Source organism: Tsuneonella dongtanensis, assembly GCF_001698205.1.
In the GTDB taxonomy this organism is placed as follows: Bacteria; Pseudomonadota; Alphaproteobacteria; order Sphingomonadales; family Sphingomonadaceae; genus Tsuneonella; species Tsuneonella dongtanensis.
Genome location: NZ_CP016591.1, coordinates 1 through 23,830 on the forward strand (window position 1 = coordinate 1; position 23,830 = coordinate 23,830).

The 23,830-nt window shown below is 66.6% G+C and carries 29 protein-coding genes; 11 read left to right on the forward strand and 18 right to left on the reverse strand.

Going from position 1 to position 23,830, the window contains the following annotated elements; all coding sequences use genetic code 11:
- Positions 1–477: 477 nt before the first annotated feature.
- The 3 genes from dnaA to A6F68_RS00015 are packed head-to-tail and all read left to right on the forward strand — an operon-like array spanning position 478 to position 2,889.
- On the forward strand, positions 478–1,887 hold the full coding sequence (gene dnaA, locus A6F68_RS00005) for a chromosomal replication initiator protein DnaA (RefSeq protein WP_067674559.1): 1,410 nt from the start codon (positions 478–480) through the stop codon (positions 1,885–1,887).
- Positions 1,888–1,889: 2 nt separating this feature from the next.
- The gene (locus A6F68_RS00010; RefSeq protein ID WP_067674562.1) at positions 1,890–2,069 is read left to right on the forward strand and encodes an RNA-binding protein; all 180 of its coding nucleotides are present in this window, start codon (positions 1,890–1,892) and stop codon (positions 2,067–2,069) included.
- A gap of 49 nt (positions 2,070–2,118) precedes the next feature.
- Entirely contained in the window at positions 2,119–2,889 is a 771-nt protein-coding gene (locus A6F68_RS00015; protein ID WP_067674565.1) for a HesA/MoeB/ThiF family protein, read from the forward strand.
- Here A6F68_RS00015 and A6F68_RS00020 read toward each other — a convergent pair.
- Positions 2,878–3,591: an NAD-dependent deacylase gene (locus A6F68_RS00020; RefSeq protein WP_067681732.1), complete on the reverse strand. Its 714-nt coding sequence runs from the start codon at positions 3,589–3,591 to the stop codon at positions 2,878–2,880. The two genes, A6F68_RS00015 and A6F68_RS00020, sit on opposite strands and share 12 nt — an antisense overlap.
- A 35-nt stretch (positions 3,592–3,626) precedes the next feature.
- Between A6F68_RS00020 and dapB the strand changes: the two genes are divergently transcribed.
- The 3 genes from dapB to nth are packed head-to-tail and all read left to right on the forward strand — an operon-like array spanning position 3,627 to position 5,904.
- A complete protein-coding gene (gene dapB / locus A6F68_RS00025) occupies positions 3,627–4,358 on the forward strand; it encodes a 4-hydroxy-tetrahydrodipicolinate reductase (protein WP_067674568.1) in 732 nt (243 codons plus the stop codon).
- A gap of 17 nt (positions 4,359–4,375) precedes the next feature.
- Positions 4,376–5,248, forward strand: a complete 873-nt coding sequence (locus tag A6F68_RS00030) for an ion transporter (protein WP_067674571.1) — start codon at positions 4,376–4,378, stop codon at positions 5,246–5,248.
- On the forward strand, positions 5,245–5,904 hold the full coding sequence (gene nth / locus A6F68_RS00035; RefSeq protein WP_067674574.1) for an endonuclease III: 660 nt from the start codon (positions 5,245–5,247) through the stop codon (positions 5,902–5,904). Before A6F68_RS00030 ends, nth begins: the two co-directional genes overlap by 4 nt.
- Here the strand turns inward: nth and A6F68_RS00040 are convergent.
- From A6F68_RS00040 to A6F68_RS00065, 6 genes are all read right to left on the reverse strand, one after another.
- Entirely contained in the window at positions 5,897–6,277 is a 381-nt protein-coding gene (locus A6F68_RS00040) for a nuclear transport factor 2 family protein (protein WP_157096578.1), read from the reverse strand. The genes nth and A6F68_RS00040 overlap by 8 nt on opposite strands.
- Before the next feature lie 50 nt (positions 6,278–6,327).
- A complete protein-coding gene (locus A6F68_RS00045; RefSeq protein ID WP_067681735.1) occupies positions 6,328–7,566 on the reverse strand; it encodes a dicarboxylate/amino acid:cation symporter in 1,239 nt (412 codons plus the stop codon).
- 75 nt (positions 7,567–7,641) lie between these two features.
- A complete protein-coding gene (locus A6F68_RS00050; RefSeq protein ID WP_067674580.1) occupies positions 7,642–8,961 on the reverse strand; it encodes a dicarboxylate/amino acid:cation symporter in 1,320 nt (439 codons plus the stop codon).
- 57 nt (positions 8,962–9,018) lie between these two features.
- The gene (gene dapE / locus A6F68_RS00055; RefSeq protein WP_067674582.1) at positions 9,019–10,143 is read right to left on the reverse strand and encodes a succinyl-diaminopimelate desuccinylase; all 1,125 of its coding nucleotides are present in this window, start codon (positions 10,141–10,143) and stop codon (positions 9,019–9,021) included.
- Positions 10,140–11,033 (reverse strand): S1/P1 nuclease, encoded by an 894-nt coding sequence (locus tag A6F68_RS00060; protein ID WP_067674585.1) that lies wholly within the window; start codon positions 11,031–11,033, stop codon positions 10,140–10,142. Before A6F68_RS00060 ends, dapE begins: the two co-directional genes overlap by 4 nt.
- Complete coding sequence (locus A6F68_RS00065; RefSeq protein ID WP_067674588.1) at positions 10,991–11,662, reverse strand: glutathione S-transferase family protein; 672 nt, start codon at positions 11,660–11,662, stop codon at positions 10,991–10,993. The genes A6F68_RS00060 and A6F68_RS00065 overlap by 43 nt, the downstream gene beginning before the upstream one ends.
- Before the next feature lie 236 nt (positions 11,663–11,898).
- On the opposite strand from A6F68_RS00065, the gene A6F68_RS00070 reads away from it, so the two are divergent.
- On the forward strand, positions 11,899–12,321 hold the full coding sequence (locus tag A6F68_RS00070) for a VOC family protein (RefSeq protein ID WP_067674591.1): 423 nt from the start codon (positions 11,899–11,901) through the stop codon (positions 12,319–12,321).
- A 10-nt stretch (positions 12,322–12,331) separates the two neighbouring features.
- Here the strand turns inward: A6F68_RS00070 and yihA are convergent, their stop codons facing one another.
- The 6 genes from yihA to A6F68_RS00095 all read right to left on the reverse strand — a co-directional run bounded on the left by yihA (position 12,332) and on the right by A6F68_RS00095 (position 16,442).
- On the reverse strand, positions 12,332–12,982 hold the full coding sequence (yihA, locus tag A6F68_RS00075; protein WP_067674594.1) for a ribosome biogenesis GTP-binding protein YihA/YsxC: 651 nt from the start codon (positions 12,980–12,982) through the stop codon (positions 12,332–12,334).
- The gene (gene yidC, locus A6F68_RS00080; RefSeq protein ID WP_067674597.1) at positions 12,979–14,745 is read right to left on the reverse strand and encodes a membrane protein insertase YidC; all 1,767 of its coding nucleotides are present in this window, start codon (positions 14,743–14,745) and stop codon (positions 12,979–12,981) included. Before yidC ends, yihA begins: the two co-directional genes overlap by 4 nt.
- Positions 14,746–14,792: 47 nt before the next feature.
- The gene (gene yidD, locus A6F68_RS14580) at positions 14,793–15,002 is read right to left on the reverse strand and encodes a membrane protein insertion efficiency factor YidD (protein WP_074428247.1); all 210 of its coding nucleotides are present in this window, start codon (positions 15,000–15,002) and stop codon (positions 14,793–14,795) included.
- Positions 14,999–15,358 carry a ribonuclease P protein component gene (gene rnpA, locus A6F68_RS00085; protein ID WP_067674600.1) on the reverse strand — a complete coding sequence of 120 codons (360 nt, stop codon included), beginning with the start codon at positions 15,356–15,358 and terminating at the stop codon, positions 14,999–15,001. Before rnpA ends, yidD begins: the two co-directional genes overlap by 4 nt.
- 175 nt (positions 15,359–15,533) lie before the next feature.
- Positions 15,534–15,668, reverse strand: coding sequence for a 50S ribosomal protein L34 (gene rpmH, locus A6F68_RS00090; RefSeq protein ID WP_057884309.1), 135 nt, complete (start codon positions 15,666–15,668; stop codon positions 15,534–15,536).
- Positions 15,669–15,734: 66 nt separating this feature from the next.
- Positions 15,735–16,442, reverse strand: coding sequence for an alpha/beta hydrolase (locus A6F68_RS00095; RefSeq protein WP_198152631.1), 708 nt, complete (start codon positions 16,440–16,442; stop codon positions 15,735–15,737).
- 154 nt (positions 16,443–16,596) lie between these two features.
- Between A6F68_RS00095 and A6F68_RS00100 the strand changes: the two genes are divergently transcribed.
- The 3 genes from A6F68_RS00100 (at position 16,597) to A6F68_RS00110 (ending at position 20,290) form a co-directional block, all read left to right on the forward strand.
- Complete coding sequence (locus A6F68_RS00100) at positions 16,597–18,105, forward strand: YifB family Mg chelatase-like AAA ATPase (protein ID WP_067674606.1); 1,509 nt, start codon at positions 16,597–16,599, stop codon at positions 18,103–18,105.
- A gap of 55 nt (positions 18,106–18,160) precedes the next feature.
- Positions 18,161–19,417, forward strand: a complete 1,257-nt coding sequence (locus tag A6F68_RS00105; RefSeq protein ID WP_084001436.1) for a serpin family protein — start codon at positions 18,161–18,163, stop codon at positions 19,415–19,417.
- A 66-nt stretch (positions 19,418–19,483) separates the two neighbouring features.
- Entirely contained in the window at positions 19,484–20,290 is an 807-nt protein-coding gene (locus tag A6F68_RS00110; RefSeq protein ID WP_067674608.1) for a hypothetical protein, read from the forward strand.
- Positions 20,291–20,297: 7 nt separating this feature from the next.
- On the opposite strand, the gene A6F68_RS00115 is transcribed toward A6F68_RS00110, so the two are convergent.
- Together A6F68_RS00115 and A6F68_RS00120 are read right to left on the reverse strand one after the other, a co-directional pair.
- Positions 20,298–20,588 (reverse strand): hypothetical protein, encoded by a 291-nt coding sequence (locus A6F68_RS00115; RefSeq protein ID WP_232308162.1) that lies wholly within the window; start codon positions 20,586–20,588, stop codon positions 20,298–20,300.
- Positions 20,589–20,626: 38 nt separating this feature from the next.
- Positions 20,627–21,172 (reverse strand): winged helix-turn-helix transcriptional regulator, encoded by a 546-nt coding sequence (locus tag A6F68_RS00120; protein WP_067681738.1) that lies wholly within the window; start codon positions 21,170–21,172, stop codon positions 20,627–20,629.
- A 171-nt stretch (positions 21,173–21,343) separates the two neighbouring features.
- Here A6F68_RS00120 and A6F68_RS00125 point away from each other — a divergent pair, with 171 nt between their 5' ends.
- Positions 21,344–21,688 (forward strand): CC_3452 family protein, encoded by a 345-nt coding sequence (locus tag A6F68_RS00125; RefSeq protein ID WP_067681741.1) that lies wholly within the window; start codon positions 21,344–21,346, stop codon positions 21,686–21,688.
- A gap of 86 nt (positions 21,689–21,774) precedes the next feature.
- On the opposite strand, the gene A6F68_RS00130 is transcribed toward A6F68_RS00125, so the two are convergent.
- The 3 genes from A6F68_RS00130 to galE form a co-directional block, all read right to left on the reverse strand.
- Complete coding sequence (locus A6F68_RS00130) at positions 21,775–22,383, reverse strand: HAD family hydrolase (protein WP_067674612.1); 609 nt, start codon at positions 22,381–22,383, stop codon at positions 21,775–21,777.
- 72 nt (positions 22,384–22,455) lie between these two features.
- Complete coding sequence (gene ykgO / locus A6F68_RS00135; protein WP_029941846.1) at positions 22,456–22,581, reverse strand: type B 50S ribosomal protein L36; 126 nt, start codon at positions 22,579–22,581, stop codon at positions 22,456–22,458.
- 106 nt (positions 22,582–22,687) lie between these two features.
- A complete protein-coding gene (galE, locus tag A6F68_RS00140; RefSeq protein WP_067674614.1) occupies positions 22,688–23,722 on the reverse strand; it encodes a UDP-glucose 4-epimerase GalE in 1,035 nt (344 codons plus the stop codon).
- Positions 23,723–23,830 lie beyond the last annotated feature (108 nt).

Here is a 23,830-nt window from a genome sequence, read left to right on the forward strand (position 1 = left end):
TTCGCTGCCCCGGGCCGATCGGTTCGGGTCTGCTACGGAACGAAAAGCAAACGACGCCGGTGCCGCAAGGCGCCGGCGTTGTCGTATGCGCGCACCGGTTATTAGAAAACCGCGCAAATCCCGCGATTCGCACTTTCGTAACATACTTAACCGTTTCGATTCAGTAGGTTGAACGCAAGTCTGCGGGATTCGGCGAGTCAACAGCCTTTATTTCAGTTTTTTTTCGACGTCGCCCTTGCAAGGCGCACGCGGCTGTTGAAAAGAAGTGTCCGCAGGGCGCTTGGACCGCCCCGCGATTACAGCTTTGGACCGGCCCGTTCGACTCGATTCCAGGTGAATTCGGGAAGTGGGAAGTCGTGCCCGGAGCGGGGGAAAAATGCGGGTCCGCAGAAGTCGCGCAAAGGCGAGGACGAAATGTCGATTAACGGGAGCGTCGGCAGCGGAAATGCTGCGCGGTACAGGGGCACAGAGGACGGCATGGAAGATCTGGAAGCGGTAAACCTGGCGGCCGATTGGGCAGACATCAGCCAGGGGCTCCGCAAGGACCTGGGTCACCAGCTTCACAGCCAGTGGATCAAGCCGATCCAGGTCGGCGGCTTTGCCGAAGACACCGGTACGCTCGAGCTGTACCTGCCGACCGAGTTCAGCGCCAACTGGGTGCTGGACCGGTTCCACGACCGGCTGAGCCTTGCCTGGAAGATAGCCCGGAGCGAAGTCCGCAACGTCGAGATCAAGGTCCACCCCGGCCGCCGCAAGCTGCCCGAACTGTCGTTCGGTGACGGCCGCCGCCCGGCGAACGACGGCAGCGACACCAGCATGATCGCAGTCGCCGCGGGCACCATCGGCGATCGCGGGTTCACCTCGTCGATCGGCCTCGACCCTTCGCTGACCTTCGCGGCATTCGTCACCGGCGAGGCTAACGTGCTGGCGTGCAACGCCGCGCAGCGCATGTCGGCGACCGAGCAGCCGCAGTTCTCGCCGCTCTACCTCAAGGCAGCGACGGGCCAGGGGAAGACGCACCTCCTCCACGCGATCGGCCACGCCTATCTCGGCAGCCATCCGCGTGCGCGAATCTTCTACTGCAGCGCCGAGCGCTTCATGGTCGAATTCGTCCAGGCGCTGAAATCGAACCAGACAATCGAGTTCAAGGCCCGCCTGCGTTCGTTCGATCTCCTGCTGGTCGACGACATCCAGTTCATCATCGGCAAGGCAAGCGCGCAGGAAGAGCTGCTCTACACGATCGACGCGCTGCTCGCCGAGGGCAAGCGACTGGTGTTCGCCGCCGACCGCGCCCCGCAGGCGCTCGACGGAGTCGAGCCACGGCTGCTCAGCCGCCTCAGCATGGGCCTCGTCGCGGATATCCAGGCGGCCGACATCGAACTGCGCCGCTCGATCCTCGAATCGAAGCTGACTCGCTTCGCGCCGCTCGAAGTCCCGGCGGACGTCGTCGACTTTCTCGCCCGCACCATCACGCGCAACATTCGCGAGCTGGTCGGCGGCCTCAACAAGCTGATCGCCTATGCCCAGCTGACGGGACAGGAGGTTTCGCTCCAGCTCGCCGAGGAACAGCTCACCGACATCCTCTCCGCCAACCGCCGCCGGATCACCATCGACGAGATCCAGCGCACGGTCTGCCAGTTCTACCGCATCGATCGCGCCGAGATGGCCTCGAAGCGCCGCGCCCGCGCGGTCGTCCGCCCGCGGCAGGTGGCGATGTACCTTTCCAAGGTGCTTACCCCGCGGTCGTATCCCGAGATCGGCCGCAAGTTCGGCGGACGGGACCACTCGACGGTGATCCATGCGGTCCGCCTGATCGAGGACCTGCGCCAGCGCGATGCGGACATGGACGGCGACGTCCGGTCGCTCCTCCGCCAACTCGAGAGCTGACGATGGCGACCGGTGCGATCGTCGACGGCGTTTCCTGCAGGGTGATTGCAGGGGTGCATAAGGGCAAGGCGGGCACGGTCGAGGATCGTCACGTCAGCAAGACCGGCGCAGTGACGATCACGGTGCGGCAAGCCGACGGGATGCGCTTCAAAACGCTGGCCAAGAACGTCGAGGTCATCTGAGCGCACGGCCTTGTCGACAGGCGCTGCACAGGATGCCAACAGCCGTTCCATGGCTTTTTCCCCTGAACGCCTCGACCGGTTCGCGCGGCAGATCATCATTCCCGAGGTCGGCGGCGCGGGGCAGTTCGCCTTGTCCGAGGCCCATGTTGCGATCGTCGGGCTCGGCGGAATCGGCTCTCCCGCGCTCCAGTACCTCGCCGGGGCAGGGGTCGGAAAGCTGACCCTTATCGATGACGGAAAGGTCGAGACGAGCAACCTCCAGCGCCAGACGATCTATTCTGAACGCGACGTGGGCCACGGCAAGGCGGTGGCCGCGCGGCGCTGGCTGGCGAACTTCGACCACAAGCTGGAAGTCGCGCTCGATGATCGGCGGATCGCGCCGGACAATGCCGCGCCGGCGATCGCGGGGGCCGATCTCGTGCTCGACGGGACCGACAATTTCGCCACCCGCCTGGCCGTCGCCGATGCCTGCGTGGCGAGCGGCATTCCGCTCCTCAGCGCAGCCGTGGGCCGCTTCCAGGGCCAGGTCGGAGCCTTCGCGGGCCACCTCGCCGAGCACGCCTGTTACCGCTGCTTCGTCGGCGACGCGTTCGACAACGACGACTGCGACACCTGTGCCGACGACGGCATGCTCGGCGCGATGGCCGGCTGGACCGGAACGTTCGCGGCGCTTCAGGCAATCCGCGTGCTCATCGCACCCCAGATGGGCGAGCCGCAATGGGGCACCCTTTTCACGCTCGACGGGCTCGCCCCGGGGATGCGGAGCTTCAGAATCTCCAAGGATCCCGGCTGCCGCACGTGCGGATCTTCACCCGCCTAGCACCTCGTCCACCCAGCCGGGGACCAGGTTGCTGGCAGGCCCCAGCCGCGTCTCGTCGAACCAGCCCGAACCCTGGCTGCGCTCGAGGTTGAGTTCGAGCGTCTTGGCTCCAAGGCTGCGCGCATCACGCACAAACCCCGCCGCCGGATAGACGGCGCCGCTCGTGCCGATACTGACGAACAGGTCCGCCCGGCGCAGCGCGGCGTAGATCTCGTCCATCCGGTAGGGCATTTCGCCGAACCACACGACGTCGGGACGCAGCGCGCGGGCTTCGCAAGCCGGACAGGCCGGCCGGTCGATCAACGGCCCAGTCCACCTGCTGCGCGTATCGCACGTGGTGCACCACGCATTGAGGTGCTCTCCGTGCATGTGCAGAACGCGGCGTGCACCCGCCCTTTCGTGCAGATCGTCGACGTTCTGGGTGACAATGAGCAGTTCGCCGCGCCATTCCGCATCGAGCTTGGCGAGGGCGTGATGCGCGGGATTGGGCTGCTTGGTCTGAATGGCCTCGCGGCGCATGTCGTAGAAGCGGAGGACGAGGTCCGGATCGCGCGCGAAGCCTTCGGGAGTGGCGACATCCTCGACCCGGTGCTGTTCCCACAGGCTCGGTGCGCCATCGGTCCCGCTGCGGAAAGTGTCGATGCCGCTTTCGGCGCTGACGCCGGCGCCGGTGAGGATGACGATGTTGCGGATGTCGCTCATGTCGCCCATGAAGCATGGGCGGCAGGGGAGTGGCAATGGCGCGTATCGGTATCATCGGCAGCGAAGGGCGCATGGGGCACGCGCTCGCGCGGGCCATTGCCGACGCAGGGCACGATCTTTCCGGCGGCGTAGACCAGGGCGGCAACACCGCGAACCTGGCCGAAGCAAGCGACGTGCTCGTGGATTTCACCGCTCCGGCGGCGCTTGAGGGCAACCTGCACGCCGCGGTCGGCGCGGGCATTCCGATCCTCATCGGCACCACCGGTCTCGAGCAAAGACATCACGCGGCGCTCGATTCGGCGGCCTTGGCGATCCCGGTCCTGCAGACGGGCAACACCTCGCTCGGCGTGACGCTCCTCGCCCACCTTGTGCGCGAGGCGGCCGCGCGTCTCGGACCGGATTGGGACATCGAGGTGCTCGAGATGCATCACCGGATGAAGGTGGATGCGCCGAGCGGCACGGCGCTCCTGCTCGGCGAGGCTGCGGCGAACGGGCGCGGAATCGACCTGGCAACCAACAGCGAGCGTGGCCGCGACGGGATCACCGGGCGCCGCGCGGAAGGCGCCATCGGTTTTGCAAGCCTGCGCGGCGGCACCGTCGCGGGCGAGCACAGTGTGATCCTCGCCGGTGAGCAGGAGCGCCTGACGTTGACGCATGTCGCAGAGGACCGGGGAATCTTCGCCCGCGGAGCCGTGGCAGGGGCGACGTGGCTCATTGGCCGCGATGCGGGCCGCTACACGATGCCGCAGGTGCTCGGGTTGGACTAAGGGAACGGGCGCGGGGCATGGCACGACTGCGGCGATACCTGCACCACCAACTGACCGTCGGCGCGGAACTCGACGGACACCTGACATGGATGAACCGTTTGCTGGTGGCGGTGATCATCGTTGCGGTGGCGACCGCGGTGCTATCGACAGAACCGTCACTGGGTGCGCGGTGGCACCGCGACCTGGTGATTGCCGAACTCGTCTTCGGAACCATCTTCGTCCTCGAATATGCGGCGCGAATCTTCGCAGCTGCCGAGGAGCCGGGACCCGAGAGCGCGTGGCGAAAGCGCTGGCACTTCATTCGATCGCCGCTCGGTCTGATCGACCTGGTCGTTATCGCCTCGACGCTCCTCCCGCTCATCACCGCCGATGTCGCGGTGCTGCGCATGGTCCGGCTCGTTCGGGTGATTGCAGTCATGAAGTTCGGCCGATTTTCGGCAGCATTGCGCGAGATCGGGGCCGCGATCGGCGAGCGCAAGGACGACCTGATCGTCACCGTCGCCCTCGCCGCACTGCTTCTGCTGTTCGGCGCAACTGCGCTGTTCGTGGTGGAAGGGACGGTTCAGCCCGAGGCTTTCGGCTCGATCCCGCGGGCGCTGTGGTGGTCGGTCAATACGTTCACGACGGTCGGTTACGGCGACGTCGTTCCGGTGACGGCACTCGGCAAGGTCTTCGCAGCGCTCGTCGCGCTGGGCGGCGTGGCGTTCGTGGCCATGCCGACGGGGATCATCGCGGCGGCGTTCTCCGATGCGATGCAGCGCCGCCGCGACCGAATGATCGAGGAAATGCGCGCGCACCTTGCCCGGCTCGACCGGATCGACGAGGAGGTCGAGGCCAAGATCGCCGCGCTGGAGCGCGCCGGCGGAAGGCGACCAACCGGAAAACCATGACGCGCGACCAGATTTTCGAATTCTTCCGCCGCCTTGCGGAAGACAACCCTTCGCCCGAAACGGAACTCGAATACGGCAACGCCTATCAACTCGTGGTTGCCGTGGCGCTGTCGGCGCAGGCGACCGACGTCGGGGTCAACAAGGCGACCCGGGCACTTTTCCAGGCGGTCGAAACGCCGCAACAGATGCTCGACCTCGGCGAAGACGGCCTGAAGGAGCACATCAAGACGATCGGCCTTTTCAACTCGAAGGCCAAGAACGTCATCCTGCTGTCGAGATTACTGGTCGATGAGTTCGGCGGCGAGGTGCCGCAGACGCGCGAAGAGCTCGTGCGGCTGCCGGGGGTCGGCCGCAAGACGGCCAACGTCGTGCTCAACTGCTGGTTCGGGCAGGAGACCTTCGCGGTCGACACGCACATCTTCCGGGTGGGCAATCGCACCGGTCTTGCGAAGGGCAAAACGCCCGAGGCGGTCGAGGCCAAGCTGGAGAAACGCGTGCCCGCCCCTTTTCGCCTGGGCGCGCACCACTGGCTGATCCTCCACGGCCGCTACGTCTGCAAGGCGCGCACGCCCGAATGCTGGCGGTGTCCGGTAGCGGACCTTTGCTCGTACCGGCAAAAGGTGGTCGAGAAGCCCAAGGGCCGTCCGGTCAGTTGAGGACGAACGATTCCTCTTCGATGCGGATGCGGAAGGTGCCGTCCAGCCGGAGCAACAGTCCGGTATACGAGTAGGTTCGCGACCCGCCTTCGATACCCCAATGGAACTGGCCGGTGGCAACGACCGCGTCGGGGCCCGCGACTTCATAGGCAAGTCCGATCCAGCGGAACTCGGTAGGTGGCTGCCATACGCTGGCATAGCGAGCGCGGATGTCCGGCAGGCTCCGGAACGCCTTTGCTGCATTCATGCCGAACCACGCACCCTCGGGGTGATAGCGCGCGACGATGGCATCGCGGTCACCCGCGGCAAGGTCATCGCCATAGGCAGCCATCCATGCCTTGGCCTGGTCCAGAATGGATTCCTGTGCGCTCATGATCCCCCCTCCGTCAGCCGCTGCACCATGCGCCCGCGTCATCGGAGATGCTAGACATCGTCGGCGGAGATCATCTCGCCCCGATCGATGTCGCCGACAAGCGCGGCGACGGTCGTGGTCACGGTACCGTCGCCGGTCACGTTGGTGGCGGTGCGCATCATGTCCATGATCCGGTCGATCCCGGCGACGAAGGCGATCGTCTCCAGCGGCACGCCGACCGCGCCAAAGACCAGCGCCATCATGATCAGACCAGATCCGGGGATACCCGCTGCGCCGATCGAACCCAGCGTGGCGAGTACGGAGACGAGGATGTAATCGCCAAGGTCGAGCGGGACGCCGAACAGCTGCGCCCCGAAAAGGGTCGCGAGGCCGAGATACATCGCGGTCCCGTCCATGTTGATCGTCGCCCCGAGCGACACCACGAAGCTCGAGGTCGGGGCGCTGACGCCAAGGTTGCGCTGCGTGCAGCGCAGCGTCACCGGCAGGGTCGCGCTCGACGACGCGGTCGAATAGGCCACCGCGATCGCATCGGCCATGCCGCGGAAGAAATCGACCACCGGCAGCTTGGCGACGAAGCGGATCAGCGAGGCGTAGACCAGCCCGATGATGAGGAAGCAGCCCAGATAGTTGAGCGCGACCACCTGGGCCAATGCGACGAGCGCGTCGCGTCCGAGCGTACCGGCAACCCAGGCCATCAGCGCGAATACGCCGAACGGGGTCAGTTCCATGACGAGGATGGTCACCTTCTGCATGACCACGGCCCCCGAATCGAAAAGGCGGGCGACCGGTCCGCCTTCCTCTTTCGCCATCACGATGCCCACCCCGACGAGCAGGGCAAAGACGATGAGCGGCAGGACGTTGGCATCGGCCATGACCTGGACGGGGCTTTGCGGAATGACGCCGAGCAGCATGTCGCGCCACGTCGCCTCGCTCGGCGCCGGCGGATCGCCGCGGACGATGGCGCTGGTATCCACCCCCAGCCCCGGGGTGAAGACGGTGCCGAGCGCAAGACCCAGCCAGACTGCGACCTGACTGGTCAGGAGAAACAGCAGCAATGCGCGCCATCCGACCGAGCCCAGCTTCCGCAGATCGCCGATCGATGCGACGCCCGATACGACCGACAGGAAAATCAGCGGCACCACCAGCATCTTGATGAAGGCGATGAAGACGTCGCCGACTATCTTGATGCTTTCGGCACCCGGTCCCCAGACAAGTCCGGCGACTACTCCCAGAAGCAGCGCACCGACGACCCGCTTCCAAAGCGGAATGGCAAACCAGATACCGACGATGATCCTCCGTGATGGCTTGGCCGCTACCCTAGGGAAGCGACCAGGCGATGTCACGGTTCCCGACGGGCGGTTGGCCTAGGCGAAGTTTTCCGGATCGAGCTCGAGCCCGCGCTTGCCGTCGGCGGCCGTGTGCGCAGGCGCTTCGGGATGCGGCACATACTCGGGTTCCTCCACCTCGAGCATGCCTTCCCACTTGGTGATCACCGAAGTCGCAACCGCATTGCCGACGACGTTGGTCGCGGTACGGCCCATGTCGAGGAACTGGTCGATCGCCAGGATGATCGCCACGCCTTCGACCGGCAGGCCGAACATCGCCAGCGTACCGGTGATCACCACGAGACTCGCGCGCGGAACCGCGGCGATACCCTTCGAGGAGATCATCAGGGTCAGCAGGATCATGATCTGCGTGCCGATCGACAGGTCGATCCCATAAGCCTGCGCGATGAAGATCGTCGCGAAGCTCATGTACATCATCGAGCCGTCCAGATTGAACGAGTAGCCCAGCGGCAGCATGAAGCCCGAGATGCGTCGCGGCACGCCGAAGCGGTCGAGTTGCTCGAACAGTTTGGGCAGAGCGGCCTCGCTCGACGCGGTCGAGAAGGCGATCATGATCGGCTGCCTGATGTACCGGATCAGGGTCCAGATCCGCCCGTGCAGGAACATCGCCCCGATTGTCAGCAGGATCGCCCACAGGATGACGAGGCTGAAGTAGAACTCGAGCAGCAACTCGACATATGTACCGAGGATCCCCAGCCCGCTCGCCGCGACGACGTTGGCGATGGCAGCGAACACCGCGATCGGCGCATAGCGCATCACGTAGCCGGTCACCTGGAGCATCATTTCGGCCAGCGCGTCGGCTCCGCGCACGAGCGCCGCGCCTCGCTCGCCAATCGCCGAGAGCGCGACGCCCGCGAAGATCGAGAACACCAGGATCTGTAGGATATTGTTGGTCGCCATCGCTTCGACGGCGTTCTTGGGGAAGATCGACAGGATGAATTCGGTCGCCTTCAGTTCCTTGACTTCGCCCAGGGCCGCCGTCGCCGCAGCGGCATCGGGGATCGGCGCACCGACCCCGGGCTGGAACAGGTTGACCATCACCAGGCCGAGGCCGATCGAGATCAGGCTGGCCGTGATGAACCACGCGATCGAGCGGACGCCGATCCGGCCCAGAGCGGCGCTGTCGCCCATGTTGGCGATGCCGACCACGATCGTCGACAGCACCAGCGGCGCCACCAGCATCTTGATCAGGTTCAGGAAGATGTCGCTCAGCAGCTTGAGCCACGGGGCGACGCTCTCCTTGATGACCGCAGGATCGAGCGTCGCGTTGAGCGCCTGCCCGACGACCACGCCCAGCACCATGCCGACGAGAATCCAGAACGTCAGCCTGCGGTCCATCGCGGCCCCTCCCCTCAAATGAGCGGCGGGATTATCAGCGGCTTCGCGCCAGCACAATCAGCCGTTTAGAGCGGTCCATGCAATTCGTGCATAGATGCGGGCGAGCGTTTCCAGATCCGCCATCGCGACTGCCTCGTCGCGCTTGTGCATCGTCGCATTGCACAGGCCGAACTCGATCACCGGCGCGAGGTCTTTCAGGAACCGCGCATCCGACGTTCCCCCGGTGGTCGAGAGCTCGGGAGCGATGCCGGTCTCGGCTTCGACCGCGGCACTGATCATCGCGGAAAACGCACCGGGCGGGGTCAGGAACGCTTCGCCGCTGATGACCGGCCGGGCGGTGCCGCCATGGCGCAGGGCCACCTCGGATATCCGCGCGGCGATCTCCTCTCCGGTGTGATGCGCGTTGAAGCGGACCGACACCCGCGCCCTCGCCTTGGCCGGGATCACGTTCGTCGCCGGATTGCCGACCTCGAGGTCGGTGATCTCGAGGTTCGAAGGCTGGAACCACTCGTGCCCGTCGTCGAGTTCGAGCGCGTCGAGTTCGGCGAGCATCGCCACCAGCTTCGGGATGGGGTTGTCGGCAAGGTGCGGATAGGCGACGTGCCCCTGCGTGCCATCGACCTCGAGCCATACGTTGACCGAGCCGCGGCGACCGATCTTCACCATGTCGCCGAGCCGATTGGCCGAAGTGGGCTCGCCGACGAGGATGAGATCGGGAATGTCGCCCCGCTCGCGCATGCGATCGATCAACGCGCGCGTTCCATGGACGGCCGGCCCTTCCTCGTCTCCCGTTATGACGAAGCTGATCGTCCCGGCATCGGCCGGCACCTCGGCGACCGCAGCCACCATCGCTGCGATCGCGCCCTTCATGTCCACCGCGCCGCGTCCGTAGAGGAGATCGCCACGCCGCTCGGGCGCGAAGGGCGCGGTGGTCCACCCTTCGCCGGGCGGGACGACGTCGAGGTGGCCCGCAAAGGCGAAGTGCCGCGAACCTTTCGGCCCACGGCGTATCGCGAACAGGTTCTCCACCGGTCCGTCGGGCGCTTCCCCTGTCACGAAGCGATCGATCTCGAACCCGAGCGGCGCCAGCATCGCCTCGAGGGCGTCGAACACCATTCCCGATGCCGGGGTCACGCTGGGGCAGGCGATCAGTTGCTCGGCGAGGTCGACTAATTGGGTCACGGGCGTCGCTCCGGTTCGGGCAAGGGTCCGGGCGCAAACGCGGCGTCGAGGTATCCCGCGATCCGGATGCCCGCCTGCACGATGCGGCGCTCGGCCACGGGAACCGCCGCCACGATCGCCTCCTGGGTCAGGATCGCCGCGTTCGATGGCGGCTCGGACCCGAAAGCGTTGGGGTAGACGAAGTCGCGCGCCAGGGCGTGGCTTTCGGCTCCCCACTGCGCTGAGTCGCCGCCGCCGAGGGCGGCGCGTTCGGCAGGCGAATAGCGCCGGACAAGGGGAGGAATGGCCGCGGTGACCGCACGTTCGGCGAGCGCGCCGTCCCAGATCGAGTGAAGGTTGAGCCCCGGTACGATCCCGTACTGCGCGGCGACGTCATTCCCGCCGCGGTCGTCGTTGTCGCCCGAGTGCAGCGGCATGTGGATGTCGCCCGCAAAGTGGACCATGAACGCCAGCGCCTCGAGCCGGACGTTCGCGGGGAGAGTTTCGTCCGCAAGGATGCGCTGGTTGCGCTCGATCTGCGCGGTCACGCAATTCCCGCCCGAGCAGCTGCGCCGCAGGTCGTACGGCTGGTCGACAGGCTGTGTCTGGTAATGCCACGCGAACGTGTAGCCCCAGCGCCAGCCCTCGCGGCGAAGGCAGTCGGGCCAGGTCGCCGCGTCGGCGAGGTTGCGGATACGGCAGTCGGGCGTGCCGAGCTCACGGTCGTGCGCGATCAGGCGAGCGATCGCCGTGCGAGTCTCCGGCCGCACGTTGGCAAGGGCGATCCGCGCGGTGGTCTCGTGCCCGAAATAGCCCCATGCACCCGCGATCGAGGGCTGGAGGAGCAGAAGCGCCGCGAGCGTCGCGATCAGCCTTGGGAGGGCACGGCGTCGAACTGTTCCAGCACCCATTGCTCGTCCTCGGCAGCCTTGATCCACGCCTGCATCCATTCGTGTTCCCAGACCGCCTCCATATAGGCCTTTGCGAATCCCGGCACCGGCACACCATACGTCACGAACCGGCTGACCACCGGTGCATAGAACACGTCCGCGGCCCCGAACGTGCCGAACAGGAACGGCCCGCCCCGGCCGAACCGCGCACGGGCCTCGGCCCATAGCTGGAGGATACGCACGATGTCGGCCGTCGTCTCTTCGGAGAACCCGACGCCTTCGTGCCGCATTCTCACGTTCATCGGGCACTGGCGGCGAAGCGGCAGGAAGCTCGAATGCATTTCGGCGACCATCGACCGGGCCATGCCGCGCGGCGCATCGTCCTTGGGCCAGAAACGATCGCGGCCCACCTTGTCGGCCAGGTAATCGAGGATCGCCAGGCTGTCCCAGATCACTGCGTCACCATCCCACAGGATGGGCACCTTGCCGCTCGAGGGCTGGATCTCGCCCATCTCGCGCTTAACGTGCTCCCATTCCTCGCCGTAGATCGGCACGGTCAGCTCCTCGAACGCGAGGCCCGACTGCTTGGCCGCCAGCCAGCCGCGCAACGACCAGCTCGAGTAATTCCTGTTACCGACGATAAGCTTCAAAGGACTGCCCTGTTTCCCACCTGTCCGGGGCCCTAGGCGTTCAGCCTTGTGCTGTCGAGGCTGAACGCTGTCACACCTGTCACAGTGTCCAGGGGAAAAGAACTCGGCCTCCGACATTCCCGCCCCGGCAGCGAATTCGACGAGGATTCGGCGGGCTTCGGCGCGGTTCATCGCCGTCTGGTGACACGGCACGATGACTGTAGGAAAATGCTTTATCGAGAGGTAGTCTTGCCGACATGAGCCTGCGCCCGTTCCACCTCGCCGTTCCCGTTCGCGACATCGCCGAAGCGCGCGCCTTCTATGGCGGCGTCCTTGGCCTGCCCGAAGGCCGCAGTGCCGAGGCCTGGGTGGATTTCGACTTCTTCGGCCACCAGTTCGTCGTGCACCACGCGCCGCAGCGCGCCAGCGGGGACGCCGCGGTCAACCCCGTCGACGGCCACGGCGTGCCGGTTCCGCATTTCGGAGTGGTGCTGACCCTGGAGGCGTTCGACGCGCTGGCCGCGAAGATGCGCGACGCCGGCACCCGCTTCGACATCGAGCCCTATACCCGCTTCGCCGGAGAACCGGGCGAGCAGAAGACCATGTTCTTCCGCGACCCCAGCGGCAACGCGATCGAGATGAAGGCGTTCGCAAGCCTCGAATCGCTGTTCGCGACCTAGGCCGCTGAGGTCAGGTTTCGGAATCCGCGAGCACCGCCGCGCGCAGCTGCGCGATCCCCATGCCTTTCTCGCTCGAGGTGGCGTGCACCTCTGGATAGGCGGCAACGTGCTTGCGCGCTTCCGCCCGGGTAGCATCCAGCACGGCCGCAAGCTCGCTTGCCTTGATCTTGTCGGCCTTGGTCAGCACCAGCCGATAACCGACCGCCGCTTCGTCGAGCAGCTTCATCATTTCCCGGTCGACATCCTTCACCCCGTGGCGGCTGTCGATCAGCACCAGCGTCCGCTTGAGGACCTGCCGCCCGCGCAGGAAATCGCGCACGAGCATCTTCCACCGCTCCACGACCTTCACCGGTGCCTTGGCGAAACCGTAGCCAGGCATGTCGACCAGCCGCAGCGCGAGCGGGTCACCCACCTCGAAGAAATTGAGTTCCTGCGTGCGCCCAGGAGTGACCGACGCGCGGGCCAGGCTCTTGCGGCCCGTGAGCGCGTTGAGCAGCGAGCTCTTGCCGACGTTCGACCGGCCGGCAAATGCGATCTCCGGCACCACCGGGTCGGGCAGGAACTTGAGCTGCGGCGCCGAGAGCAGGAACTCGACACGCCCCGTCAGGAGCTTGCGGGCGCGTTCCTCCAGCTCGGCGGCAGCGGCCTCTTCCTCGTTCACCCTTTAGCCTTCGCGTCGCGCGCCTTGGCCCGGTCCTGGTCGGTCTTGTCCTTTTCCGCCTGCGCCCGCAGCTGCGGGTGCTTGGAATAGAGATAGCTCTGCTGGGCCAGCGTCAGCAGGTTGTTGGTGATCCAGTAGATCAGCAAGCCCGCGGCAAACGGCGCCATCACGAACATCAGCACCCACGGCATGAACTTGAACATCTGCGCCTGGACGGGGTCGGTCGCAGGCGGGTTGAGGCGGAACGTCGCCCACATCGAGATGCCGAGCAGGACCGCCAGCGGCCCGATCGCAAGGAAGCTTGGCGGAGTGAACGGCAAGAGGCCGAAGAGGTTGAGGATGTGCGCCGGGTCGGGCGCGGAAAGGTCCTGGATCCAGAGCGCGAACGGCTTGTGGCGCATCTCGATCGAGACCATCAGGACCTTGTAGAGGCCATAGAAGATCGGGATCTGCAGCAGGACCGGCAGGCAGCCCGCGAGCGGGTTCACGCCCTCGGTCTTGTAGAGCGCCATGATCTCCTGCTGCTGCTTGGGCTTGTCGTCCTTGTATCGGTCCTGGATCGCCTTCATCTTCGGCTGGATCGCGCGCATGGCCGCCATGCTGGCGAACTGCTTTTGCGCGATGGGGAACATCAGGCCGCGGACGATGACCGTCAGCAGGATGATCGCCACGCCGAAGTTGCCCGCGATGCCGTAGAGCCAGCGCAGCAGCCAGAGGATCGGTTTCTCGATCACCCCGAACCAGCCCCAGTCGATCGCGTTGTCGAATCCGGCGATGCCGGCCCGCTCGTATCCGCCTAGGACCTCGCTCTCTTTCGCCCCGGCGAAAAGCTGGGTCGTGCGCGAGATCTGGCGGCCCGTGGGTACGGTCAGCGGCTGGTAGATCGCGTCGGCGCGGAACACTCCGCCGCCAAGCGAGCGGAAATCGGCATCCACCCGCGCGGTTGACTGCGGAACGATGGCCGACATCCAGTAGATGTCGGTGAAGCCGATCCAGCGCGCCGAACCTTCGGGGGTCAGTCGGCCGGCAGCCGCGATATCGTCGTAATCGGTCCCGAAATCGACGCCGTCGTCGAAATAGCCGATCGGGCCCGAATGGATCGTCCACTGGTCGAGACTGGCAGTCGCGGAGGTCCGGCTGACGGTTGCGAACGGGCGCACGACGATGGGTGCGCGCGAGGCGTTGCCCACGGTCTGCTTGGCCGTGATGAGGTAGTTGTCGTCGATCGACAGTTCGATCGTGAAGACCTGGCCCTCGCCATTGGGCCATTTCAGCGTCACCGGCTTTCCGGGCGCGAGCGGGCCGCCTTCGGCAGTCCAGACGGTCTTCGCGTCGGGGACCCTCAGCCCTTCGCCCACCCAGCCGAACTGGGCGAAGTGCTGCGCCGGCGTGCCGGCGGGGCTGAACAAGCGAACGGGGTCCGAATCCTTCTTGAGCGTTTCGCGACGACCCTTGAGCGTCAGGTCGTCGATCCGTGCGCCGACGAGGTCGATCGAACCCGAGACCGCGGGTGCGTCTATCCGGACGCGCTGCGGCGACTTCAACGCCGTGGCAAGGTCGCGCTTCTCGAGCGCCACCGCCGCCGGATCGGTCAGGCCACCTTCGCGCGTCGGGGCAGAGCTCGCCGACGGAGCCGGTGCTGCCGCCTGGGTCGGCGTCGGCCGGTCGGGTTGCGGATAGAACTGCTGCATCATCGCGTCCCACCCGAAAAGGAGCAGGCCGCACAGCACCACGGCGAGAAGGAGATTGCGCTGGTTATCCAAGAAGATCGATCCCGAATTCTGTCACTGTGGTTGTCGCGATATTCGCATCAGGGCACCGGGTCGTAGCCGTGCCCGCCCCACGGGTGGCAGCGCATTATACGCTTCAGGGCGATCCATCCACCTTTGATTGCCCCGTGCCTTTCGAGCGCTTCGATGGCGTACTGCGAACACGATGGTGCGTATCGACAAGTCGGCGGAAGCACCCGGCTGGGACCGAGCTGCCAGGCTCGGGCAACGAGGATGAGAACCTGCTTCACCGCTTGCGTCGCCGCGGCGGATCGCCCTTGCCTGCAGCGGCGCGCGACAGCGCGGCAACGAGCTCGTCACGCATCAGAGCGAAGTCGCGTTCGATCCCGCCTTCGCGACCGATCAGTACGTGATCGTGATCCGGCAGGCCTCGCTGCGGCAGCTCGCCGCGCAGCAGCTCGCGAAACCGGCGCTTCATCCGGTTCCTCACGACCGCGTTCCCGATCTTCTTGGTGACGGTCACTCCGAACCGCTTGCCGCGCCCGCCGTTCGGCTGCGCCAACAGCACAAAGCCGGGCCGCGCCACCCGCACCCCGCGATTCGCCGCGAGAAAGTCGGCGCGCTTACGAATGGTCGAGAGCGTCATGGGCGGCGATATAGGTGACTAACACACCGAATCAAAGTGCGAGTGCGCGGCGCCAACGACAACGGGCCCCCGACAAGGGAGCCCGCAAGCCCGACCGGGCGCCCGCAGCTGCTCCGAGGCCCGAGCCGAGGAAACAGCGGCGAGGACGAGCGCGCGGAGGCGCGCTCGAAAAATGTTACGCGCAGAGCTTCTTGCGACCGCGGGCGCGACGAGCGCGAAGGACCTTGCGGCCGCCGGGGGTCGCCTTGCGGGCGAAGAAACCGTGGCGACGGGCGCGCACGAGGTTGCTGGGCTGGAAAGTCCGCTTCATCGGATCCTCGAATATCTAAAACGCAAAGGGGCGGCCGAACGTGCAGCCGCCGTCAGGGGCGCGCCACTATGGGAAGCGGGACCCCAAGTCAAGGTAGGCGATCGAAGGCGATTGCTCCTGCGGAGCGGCCACGGTCACGTCGCCGTCGCGCGCCTCTCCCACCCAACGGCGCATGTCCTGCGCGGTCAGCCAACGCGCATCGGCGTTGGGCACGGCGTTTGTCATGTCATAGAAGGCCTGCGGCTGGGCGACGCCCATCTCGCGGTAATAGTCGACATAGGCCCGGTTGTAGGGCGAATCGGGGGCATAGTCGGCCGGCTCCCGCCCGTCGCTGTCGCGCCAGGCATGAACCGCGAATTCCGCCCCGTCGTCGATCAGGCGGCGTTTACCCGCCAGGAACAGTTCGACCGCGCCCGAACGTACCGAGCCGCCCGCGGGCACATGCGTCGCGAGGCCTCTGGCCCGGATCATCCGCCCCAGCTTCAGGTTGGCCGAATCGTCGTCCGTACCGGGGCATTCGACCAGCTCGAGAATCGCGATGCCGGGATGGTCGCGCAGCATCGCCTCGAAGTCGGCAATGGTCGCCGCGTCCGTCACGTCCACGAGCGCCGCGCGCTTCTCGTCGAGAACCCGGAACGGTCCATAATCCGCGACGCCAACCGTCGCCTGCTTGGGAGCGAAGGCGACCGCGCGCTCGGCACCTTCGTCCGCACGCTCCTGTGCCGCCGCCGGAGCGGCGACGATCGAAGCGGTCAGCGCGATAAGGGCAAACACGTTACGCACGATCTCTGGCTAACGCGCAGGCGCTTGCCAAAGCGCCAAACGTCATGGTTAATCGTCGCTTAAAACTAACGGTCCGCCGCAAGACCCAGCCACTCGACAGCCGGACGAATAGTCGGCACAAGCCATTCATTACTTGGGGGGTTTTGTGGTCGCACTGGTCCGGACGGTGGCCTATCTCGGGCTGGAGGCGCGCGCGGTCGAAGTGCAGTGCCAGGTCGCCCCGGGAATGCCGCGCTTCAATCTTGTCGGACTTCCGGACAAGGCGGTGGGCGAAAGCCGGGAGCGGGTGCAGGCCTCGCTTGCCGCCATGGGGCTTTCGCTCCCGCCCAAGCGGATCACCATCAACCTGTCGCCCGCCGACCTGCCCAAGGAGGGCAGCCACTACGACCTGCCGATCGCATTGGCGCTGCTTGCGGCGATGGGCGTCACCGACGCCGAACAACTCGGCGACTGGATCGCGGTGGGCGAACTCGCCCTGGACGGGCGGGTGGCTCCCTCTCCCGGGGTCCTGCTGGCCGCGATTCATGCCAACGAGGTGGACGCCGGACTGATCTGTCCGGCCGCGCAGGGATCCGAGGCACGCTGGGCGAGCGGCGTACCGGTCATCGCCGCGCCCGACCTCGTGAGCCTGCTCAACCACCTCAAGGGGACCAGCCGCCTGCCCGATCCCGCTCCGGGAGAGGTCGAGGATCCGGGCTTCGGACCGGACCTCAAGCAGGTGAAGGGCCAGGAGACGGCGAAGCGCGGGCTCGAGATCGCCGCCGCCGGCGGGCACAACCTGCTGATGATCGGCCCGCCGGGTGCGGGCAAGTCGCTGATGGCAAGCTGCCTGCCCGGCATATTGCCGCCGCTGACACCGGCAGAGGCGCTCGAGACGAGCATGGTCGCCTCGGTGGCGGGCACGCTCGAGAGCGGGCGGATCAGCCGCGCTCGCCCTTTCCGAGCGCCCCATCACTCGGCGAGCATGGCGGCGCTGACCGGCGGCGGCCTGCGCGTGCGCCCGGGCGAAGTCAGCCTCGCGCATCTCGGCGTGCTGTTCCTCGACGAGCTGCCCGAATTCCAGCGCGCGGTGCTCGATTCGCTGCGCCAGCCGCTCGAGACCGGAAAGGTCGACGTCGCTCGCGCCAATGCGCACGTATCCTTCCCGGCGCGGGTGCAGCTCGTCGCGGCGATGAACCCGTGCCGCTGCGGCCACCTTGGCGATCCCGCGCTCGCGTGCAGCCGCGCCCCGCGCTGCGCCGCCGATTACCAGAGCAAGGTCTCGGGCCCGATGCTCGACCGGATCGATCTGCATGTGGAGGTCGATCCGGTGAGCGCCGCGGACCTCTCGCTGCCTCCGCCCGCCGAAGGGAGCGCCGAAGTCGCCGCGCGCGTCGCCGCGGCCCGCGCGGTCCAGACGGCCAGGGCCGCGGAAACGGGCGCACGCACCAACGCGGAGCTGGACGGCGAGCTGCTCGAACGCTTTGCCACTCCCGACGAACCCGGACGCAAGCTCCTCATGCAGGCGGCCGAGGCCATGCGCCTCTCCGCGCGCGGCTACACCCGGATGCTGCGGGTGGCCCGCACGATCGCCGACCTTGCGGGCGCAGAGCAGGTCGGGCGCATCCATGTGGCCGAGGCGCTGAGCTACCGGCGGAGCGCGCCGCGGGCTTAACGCCGGGTTCACCGGGAGGCGGGCCTATCTTGCACGCAAGAAAGGGTCCGGTTTCATGCGCAGTCTAATGCTCGCCGCCGCCTGCCTGCTCGGGGGCTGCACGTCGTCCATTGTCGCCGACGGGGAGAGCGCCGCTGCGCCGCCACGGTCCGAGCCTTCCCTTCCTTCCGAGGCGTTTAGCCAACTGGCGGTGTACGACCGCCTCGTCCGCGCGGCGGCGGCGGACGCGAACGTGGTCTATTCGCCAACGAGCGTCTCCCAGGCGCTCGGGCTGGTCCACCTGGGTGCGGGCGGCACCACCAAGGAGCAGATCGAGCGCTTTCTGGCGATTGCCCCCGGCGAGACCGGCGACCGGGCGCTCGCCGCACGTGCCGCCTCGTTGCGGGAAGGCGAGCGCGGCGTGAAGGTGGAGATCGCAAACGCGCTCTTCCTCAGTCGCGACTGGAGCTTTCAACCCGCGTTTCTCGATGCCACCCGCACGATCTATGGTGCGAGCGCCGAGCGGGTCGATTTCATGAACGATCCGGCGGGCGCGGCCGCGGTGATCAATGCGTGGGCGGACGACAAGACCGACGGCATGATCCGCAATGTGGTCACCCCCGATACGATCCAGCGCGAGGCCGCGGCCTATCTGGCCAACGCCACGTTCTTCGAAGGCGACTGGTCGGCGCGCTTCAAGGGTGCCGAGACGAAACCGTTCCTGTTCGGCGACGGTACCCAACGCCCCTTCCACATGATGAAGAACGAAGGCGAGTTCGCGAGCGTGTCCGTGGGCAACTGGCGCGCGCTGCGGATGACCTACGGGTTCGAGCAGCGTCGGTTCGCTTTCGACGTGATGATGCCCGAGGCGCGGGTCGCCGATGTGCCCGCGCCCGCGCTTGGTCAGATCGACGCCATGGCATCCGCGCTCGACAAGGCGACGCCCGCGCCGGTGCGGGTGTGGCTGCCGCGGTTCGAGGCCGACATGCGGGCGGACCTGATCCCGCCGCTCAAGGCGCTCGGACTCACCTTGCCGTTCGACCGCGACCGCGCGGACCTTACGCCGATGGCGGAGCCCGGTCAGCGGCCGCTCCATATCGGCGAGGCATTCCAGGTGGCCAAGCTGCAGGTTTACGAGAGCGGGACCCGCGCTGCTGCGGTCACCATGATGGTCGCCATGCCCACCTCGGCGCCGCCGCCGTTCGAGGGGCCGGAATTCACCGTCGATCGCCCATTCCTCTTCGCCATCCGCGACCTCAGGACAGGAGAGGTCCTGTTCTTCGGCAGGATCGCGGCGCCGCAGCCGTTCGTGCCGAAGCGACAGGACGGTTAGGGCGTGGCGCTCGCGTCCATCCGGCTCTAGAGGACGCGTTCCGCCCACCACTTCCGACGGCCATCGATGTCACTCGCGCAAGCCGCGCTCTCTCCCGAACCGGAGCACAAATCGACGCTGGCGCTGCGCGTGGCCGCGTTCGACGCGCGCTGGCCGGGATTGCGCCGGCGGGCGGCGGGGATCGGGCTCGCGCTGGTCCTCGAAGTCGGATTGCTGCTTCTGCTGCTCACGCTCGGGACGGGCATCGCCGGACGGCGCGAAGCGGCAGAAACGCTGACCACGGTCGATTTCGCCGAAGAGCCGCCAGCACCCGACGCACCGCCTCTGCCCGAGGAAGAAGCCGCACCCACCGCGCTTCCCCGCTCGCAACCTTCGCCGCAGCCGGACTTGCCCGTTCCGCCGGTACCGCCGCCGCCGATGCCGCCGCCTGCCGCGACGATCTCGCCCAAGGTCGAGCCCGCACCCGCACCGGCAGCGCCGAGGATCAAGGCGGTCGTGCGCGACCAGGATGCAGGGCCCGCCGGTCCGCCCAACCGGCCGCGCTCCGGAGATTCGCAGCGGGTCGGCACGGCTTCCAACGGCGAGCCGCTCTATGCGGCGCGATGGTACCGCGAACCCTATCCCGAAGAACTGCGCGGCTATCTGTCCACTGCCGGCGGCCCCGGGTGGGCGCTGATCAATTGCCGGACCGTCCCCGATTTTCGGGTCGAGGATTGCGAGCTGGTCGACGAATGGCCGAGCGGGTCGCAGATGGGCCGCGCAGTGCTGGCGGCGTCGTGGCAATTCCGCGTGCGTCCGGCTCAGGTCGGCGGACGCGTGCTCGTGGGGTCATGGGTCCGGATCCGCATCAGCTATGAGCGCGACCGCGGCTGAATGCGCTTCAGCGCTCGTCGCTTCCGGAGCTCTGGTTCGATGCCCACCAGTCGGCGTAGGGGGTGTTCCTGGCGAGGTGACGATTGAAATCGGGCGCACCATCGCTCCACCAGACCGGTCCGCGCTCGCCGAGGGCGGCCTTGGCCGCGTGGACCCTCGAACGGGCAAGCCTGAGCGCGTCTGGATCGGCGCGAGCAGCGCGAACGGCCCGGCGCGCATCCATCAGCTCGTGGACGAGCCGTTCGCGCTCGCCGGGTTCGAGTTCGGGATTGCTTGCGCGCCACAGTCGGCCGCGCACGACGATGTAGCGCCCGTCGGGGGTGCGGGTCGCTCCGCTCAGCGGACCGCCGCAATCCGAGGGAAGCCGTCGCCGCTAGCGCGGTCGAAACCGGCAGCCGGTTTGGCACGCGTGCCGTCGGCGCGCAGACCAAGGTCGCCGCGCTTCACGAAACGAAGGTCCTTGGGTCCCAAAATCCTCCCGTCGTGCGAGAGGATCGAGGTCGGCCCGATCGGAAGCCGGTCTTCCTCGTCGACCAACACCGGGTCCTCGACGACTTCGCTGCCATACTTCTGACCCCACTGACGCAGCGCCACCATGGTAGGCAGGAGATCGAAACCCTTTGCGGTCAGGCGATACTCGATCCGGCGGCGGTCGTCCGCGCAGGGCTGACGATCGAGAATGCCGTGCTCGACCAGCTTGGCGAGGCGGTTGGACAGGATGTTCCGCGCGATGCCGAGTTCGCTCAGGAACTCCTCGAAATGATGCAGCCCGTTGAAGCTGGCGCGCAGGATCATGAAGCTCCATCGCTCGCCCATGACCTCGAGCGCCTCGGGCAGCCCGCAGGCGGTGAGTTCGTTCAGCGGTTCGCGCAGGTCGCCCATCGTCATCCTCTCGTGTCGCAGTCTTGTAGCCGTAACGGAAACGCCCTCAAACGGCAAAAAATAAGTTTTAGGTTGCAACCTGCAATCTAGTTAGATAGGTATTGATTCGCAACGGGTATTCGATTCGCAACTGACTACCCGCTGAACCGCTCGATGAAAAGGATTGCGATCATGACCCTCACCCTCCCCAGCTCGTTCAAGCCGGCTGCCGTCGTGGCCGCGCTCGCCTATACCACGCTGACCTTTGGCGTTGCGCTCACGCCCAGCCCGGCAGAGGCGGCCAGCGTGCCGTTCTACCGTGCCGAGGTGACGACCGTCGCCGAAGGCAAAGCCCGTCCGATTGCCAGTGGCATGGTGTGGAAGTGCACCGAGACCGTCTGCACTGCCGGCGAGGCAAGCAGCCGTCCGGCCATCGTCTGTGCCCGGCTCGCCAAGGAAGTCGGACCGCTGACCGCGTTCACTGCCGGCGGCAAGGCGTTCGAGGCCGAAGAGCTCGCCCGCTGCAACGGCAAGTAAACCGTTCCCGACCACCCAGTCCTCTCCGACCCCAGGGTGGAACTTGCAGGCCCCGGCAGCGATGCCGGGGCCTTTTTTGGTCAGTTTCAGATCAGGCCGCGCCGAAGGAGATCGGCCTCCAGCCCGCCCGCATCCACGAAATGGTGAACGTGCCAGCCCAGCTCTCGCGCCGCGGCGATGTTGTCGGCGTTGTCGTCGACAAACAGCATTCCTTCAGGCGGATGACCGAAGCGTCTGGCCGCGAGGTCGAATATCGCCGGATCGGGCTTGGCCAGCTTCTCGATGCCCGACACGACGATGTCGCGCATGTGATCGAGCGGCGGGAAAGTCGGACGGAATTGCGCCCAGAACTCGGCCCCGAAATTGGTGATCGCGTAGAGCGGGATGCCGCGTGCGGCGAGCTTTTCGACAAGGCCCACGCTGCCCGGCACGGCACCCGGGATCGTCTCGAGGAAGCGCGATTCGTAAGCGTCGATCAGGTCCGCATAGGCGGGAAACTGGGCCTTGCACTCGGGCACCATCTCGGCAAGCGGGCGGCCCTCGTCGTGCTGGAAGTGCCATTCCTCGGTCACGACGTGGGCGAGGAACCAGTCCAGCTCGTCCCGGTCGGAGATCAGCTTGCCGAACAGCGCCCGCAGGTTCCACTGGATCAGGACCCGTCCGACATCGAAGACGACCGCGTCTACGTCAGGCACGCAAAAAGCCCCCGCTTCCGCGAGGGCCCTCTACTTGCGAACATCCGCGGACGAGCCGCGGCGCGCCGATCATCAGCCCTGGCGGGCCTTGAAGCGGCGGTTGGTCTTGTTGATCACATAGGTGCGGCCGCGGCGACGGATCACCCGGCAATCCCGGTGACGGTCCTTGAGGGACTTGAGGCTGTTGCGGATCTTCATGACATGGCCTTGAAATAGATACGGCACCGGAGATGGCCCCGATGCCGGTAAAAGCAAGCCGCGCCACTAGTGGGAGGCGCGATTCGCGTCAAGGGCGGGATCGCCGTTACGCCGCCCAGGCCGACTCTTCGCGGATCGAGCCCAACTTCTCTTCCCACGCGAGAGCATGGGCGACGATCGTGTCGAGGTCCGCGTGTGCAGGCTTCCACGGCAGCGTCGCCATGATCCGCGCGTTATCCGAAACCAGGCAACCCGGATCGCCCGCGCGGCGCGGCTCGAGCCTGCGAACCAGCGATCCACCGGTTACGCGGTCGACCGCGTCGAGCACTTCCATCACCGAGAAACCCTGGCCGTAGCCGCAGTTCATCGCCAGCGACTTGGCGGGATCGGCGATCAGCGCCTCGAGCGCCAGAACGTGCGCCGAGGCAAGATCGGACACGTGGATGTAATCGCGCACTCCGGTTCCGTCCGGCGTGGCAAAGTCGGTGCCGAACACCGCGACATGGTCGCGCTTGCCGAGCACGGCTTCGACCGCGACCTTGATCAGATGGGTCGCCCCGGCGGTCGACTGGCCGGTCCGGCCCTGCGGGTCCGCGCCCGCGACGTTGAAGTAGCGCAGAGCGCAAAAATTCATCGCATGGGCGGCGGCCGTGTCCGACAGCATTTGCTCGGTCATCAGCTTGGACCATCCGTAGGGATTGATCGGCACCTGCGGGCAGTCTTCCGACACCCGCTCGACATCGGGCACGCCATACGTTGCTGCGGTGCTCGAGAAGATGAAATGCGGCACGCCCGCGGTGACCGCGGCATCGATCAGCACACGGCTCTTCGCGGTGTTGTTGTGGTAGTATTTCAGCGGGTTCTCGACCGACTCCGGCACCACGATCGAGCCGGCGAAATGCATCACCGCGCGCGTCCCCTGGCTTTCGAATATCCGTGCGAGGAGCTCGGCATCCTCGATGTCGCCATGAAAGAACGGAACGTCGTTGGGCACAGCAAAGCGGAAGCCGGTCGTCAGGTTGTCGATCACGGCGACCGGGAAGCCGGCATCGCGCAACGCAAGTACGGCGTGGCTGCCGATATAGCCGGCGCCGCCGGTGACGAGAACGGGATGGGCGAGCTTCGCGCGGGTCTGGGCCATGCTGCGTGTCTGGGTGGAACATGGTAAACATTTCGTTCTCACCGGTGTCTTTTCAGAGACGGTCCATTCATCGACGGGCCATGCACTCTGCGCTATTCCGGTGAAATT

What these genes read in the sequence shown, in the direction of transcription:
- A6F68_RS00070 (WP_067674591.1), top strand. Translation starts at nt 11,899, where the DNA reads ATGAGCCTGCGCCCGTTCCACCTCGCCGTTCCCGTTCGCGACATCGCC.
- dnaA (WP_067674559.1), top strand. Translation starts at nt 478, where the DNA reads ATGGAAGATCTGGAAGCGGTAAACCTGGCGGCCGATTGGGCAGACATC.
- A6F68_RS00125 (WP_067681741.1), top strand. Translation starts at nt 21,344, where the DNA reads ATGACCCTCACCCTCCCCAGCTCGTTCAAGCCGGCTGCCGTCGTGGCC.
- rnpA (WP_067674600.1), bottom strand. Translation starts at nt 15,358, where the DNA reads ATGACGCTCTCGACCATTCGTAAGCGCGCCGACTTTCTCGCGGCGAAT.
- A6F68_RS00015 (WP_067674565.1), top strand. Translation starts at nt 2,119, where the DNA reads ATGGCTTTTTCCCCTGAACGCCTCGACCGGTTCGCGCGGCAGATCATC.
- dapB (WP_067674568.1), top strand. Translation starts at nt 3,627, where the DNA reads ATGGCGCGTATCGGTATCATCGGCAGCGAAGGGCGCATGGGGCACGCG.
- A6F68_RS00040 (WP_157096578.1), bottom strand. Translation starts at nt 6,277, where the DNA reads ATGAGCGCACAGGAATCCATTCTGGACCAGGCCAAGGCATGGATGGCT.
- A6F68_RS00030 (WP_067674571.1), top strand. Translation starts at nt 4,376, where the DNA reads ATGGCACGACTGCGGCGATACCTGCACCACCAACTGACCGTCGGCGCG.
- rpmH (WP_057884309.1), bottom strand. Translation starts at nt 15,668, where the DNA reads ATGAAGCGGACTTTCCAGCCCAGCAACCTCGTGCGCGCCCGTCGCCAC.
- ykgO (WP_029941846.1), bottom strand. Translation starts at nt 22,581, where the DNA reads ATGAAGATCCGCAACAGCCTCAAGTCCCTCAAGGACCGTCACCGGGAT.
- A6F68_RS00050 (WP_067674580.1), bottom strand. Translation starts at nt 8,961, where the DNA reads ATGGACCGCAGGCTGACGTTCTGGATTCTCGTCGGCATGGTGCTGGGC.
- A6F68_RS00060 (WP_067674585.1), bottom strand. Translation starts at nt 11,033, where the DNA reads ATGGGTGCTGGAACAGTTCGACGCCGTGCCCTCCCAAGGCTGATCGCG.
- galE (WP_067674614.1), bottom strand. Translation starts at nt 23,722, where the DNA reads ATGGCCCAGACCCGCGCGAAGCTCGCCCATCCCGTTCTCGTCACCGGC.
- A6F68_RS00020 (WP_067681732.1), bottom strand. Translation starts at nt 3,591, where the DNA reads ATGAGCGACATCCGCAACATCGTCATCCTCACCGGCGCCGGCGTCAGC.
- A6F68_RS00105 (WP_084001436.1), top strand. Translation starts at nt 18,161, where the DNA reads ATGCGCAGTCTAATGCTCGCCGCCGCCTGCCTGCTCGGGGGCTGCACG.
- A6F68_RS00010 (WP_067674562.1), top strand. Translation starts at nt 1,890, where the DNA reads ATGGCGACCGGTGCGATCGTCGACGGCGTTTCCTGCAGGGTGATTGCA.
- A6F68_RS00120 (WP_067681738.1), bottom strand. Translation starts at nt 21,172, where the DNA reads ATGGGCGACCTGCGCGAACCGCTGAACGAACTCACCGCCTGCGGGCTG.
- A6F68_RS00110 (WP_067674608.1), top strand. Translation starts at nt 19,484, where the DNA reads ATGTCACTCGCGCAAGCCGCGCTCTCTCCCGAACCGGAGCACAAATCG.
- nth (WP_067674574.1), top strand. Translation starts at nt 5,245, where the DNA reads ATGACGCGCGACCAGATTTTCGAATTCTTCCGCCGCCTTGCGGAAGAC.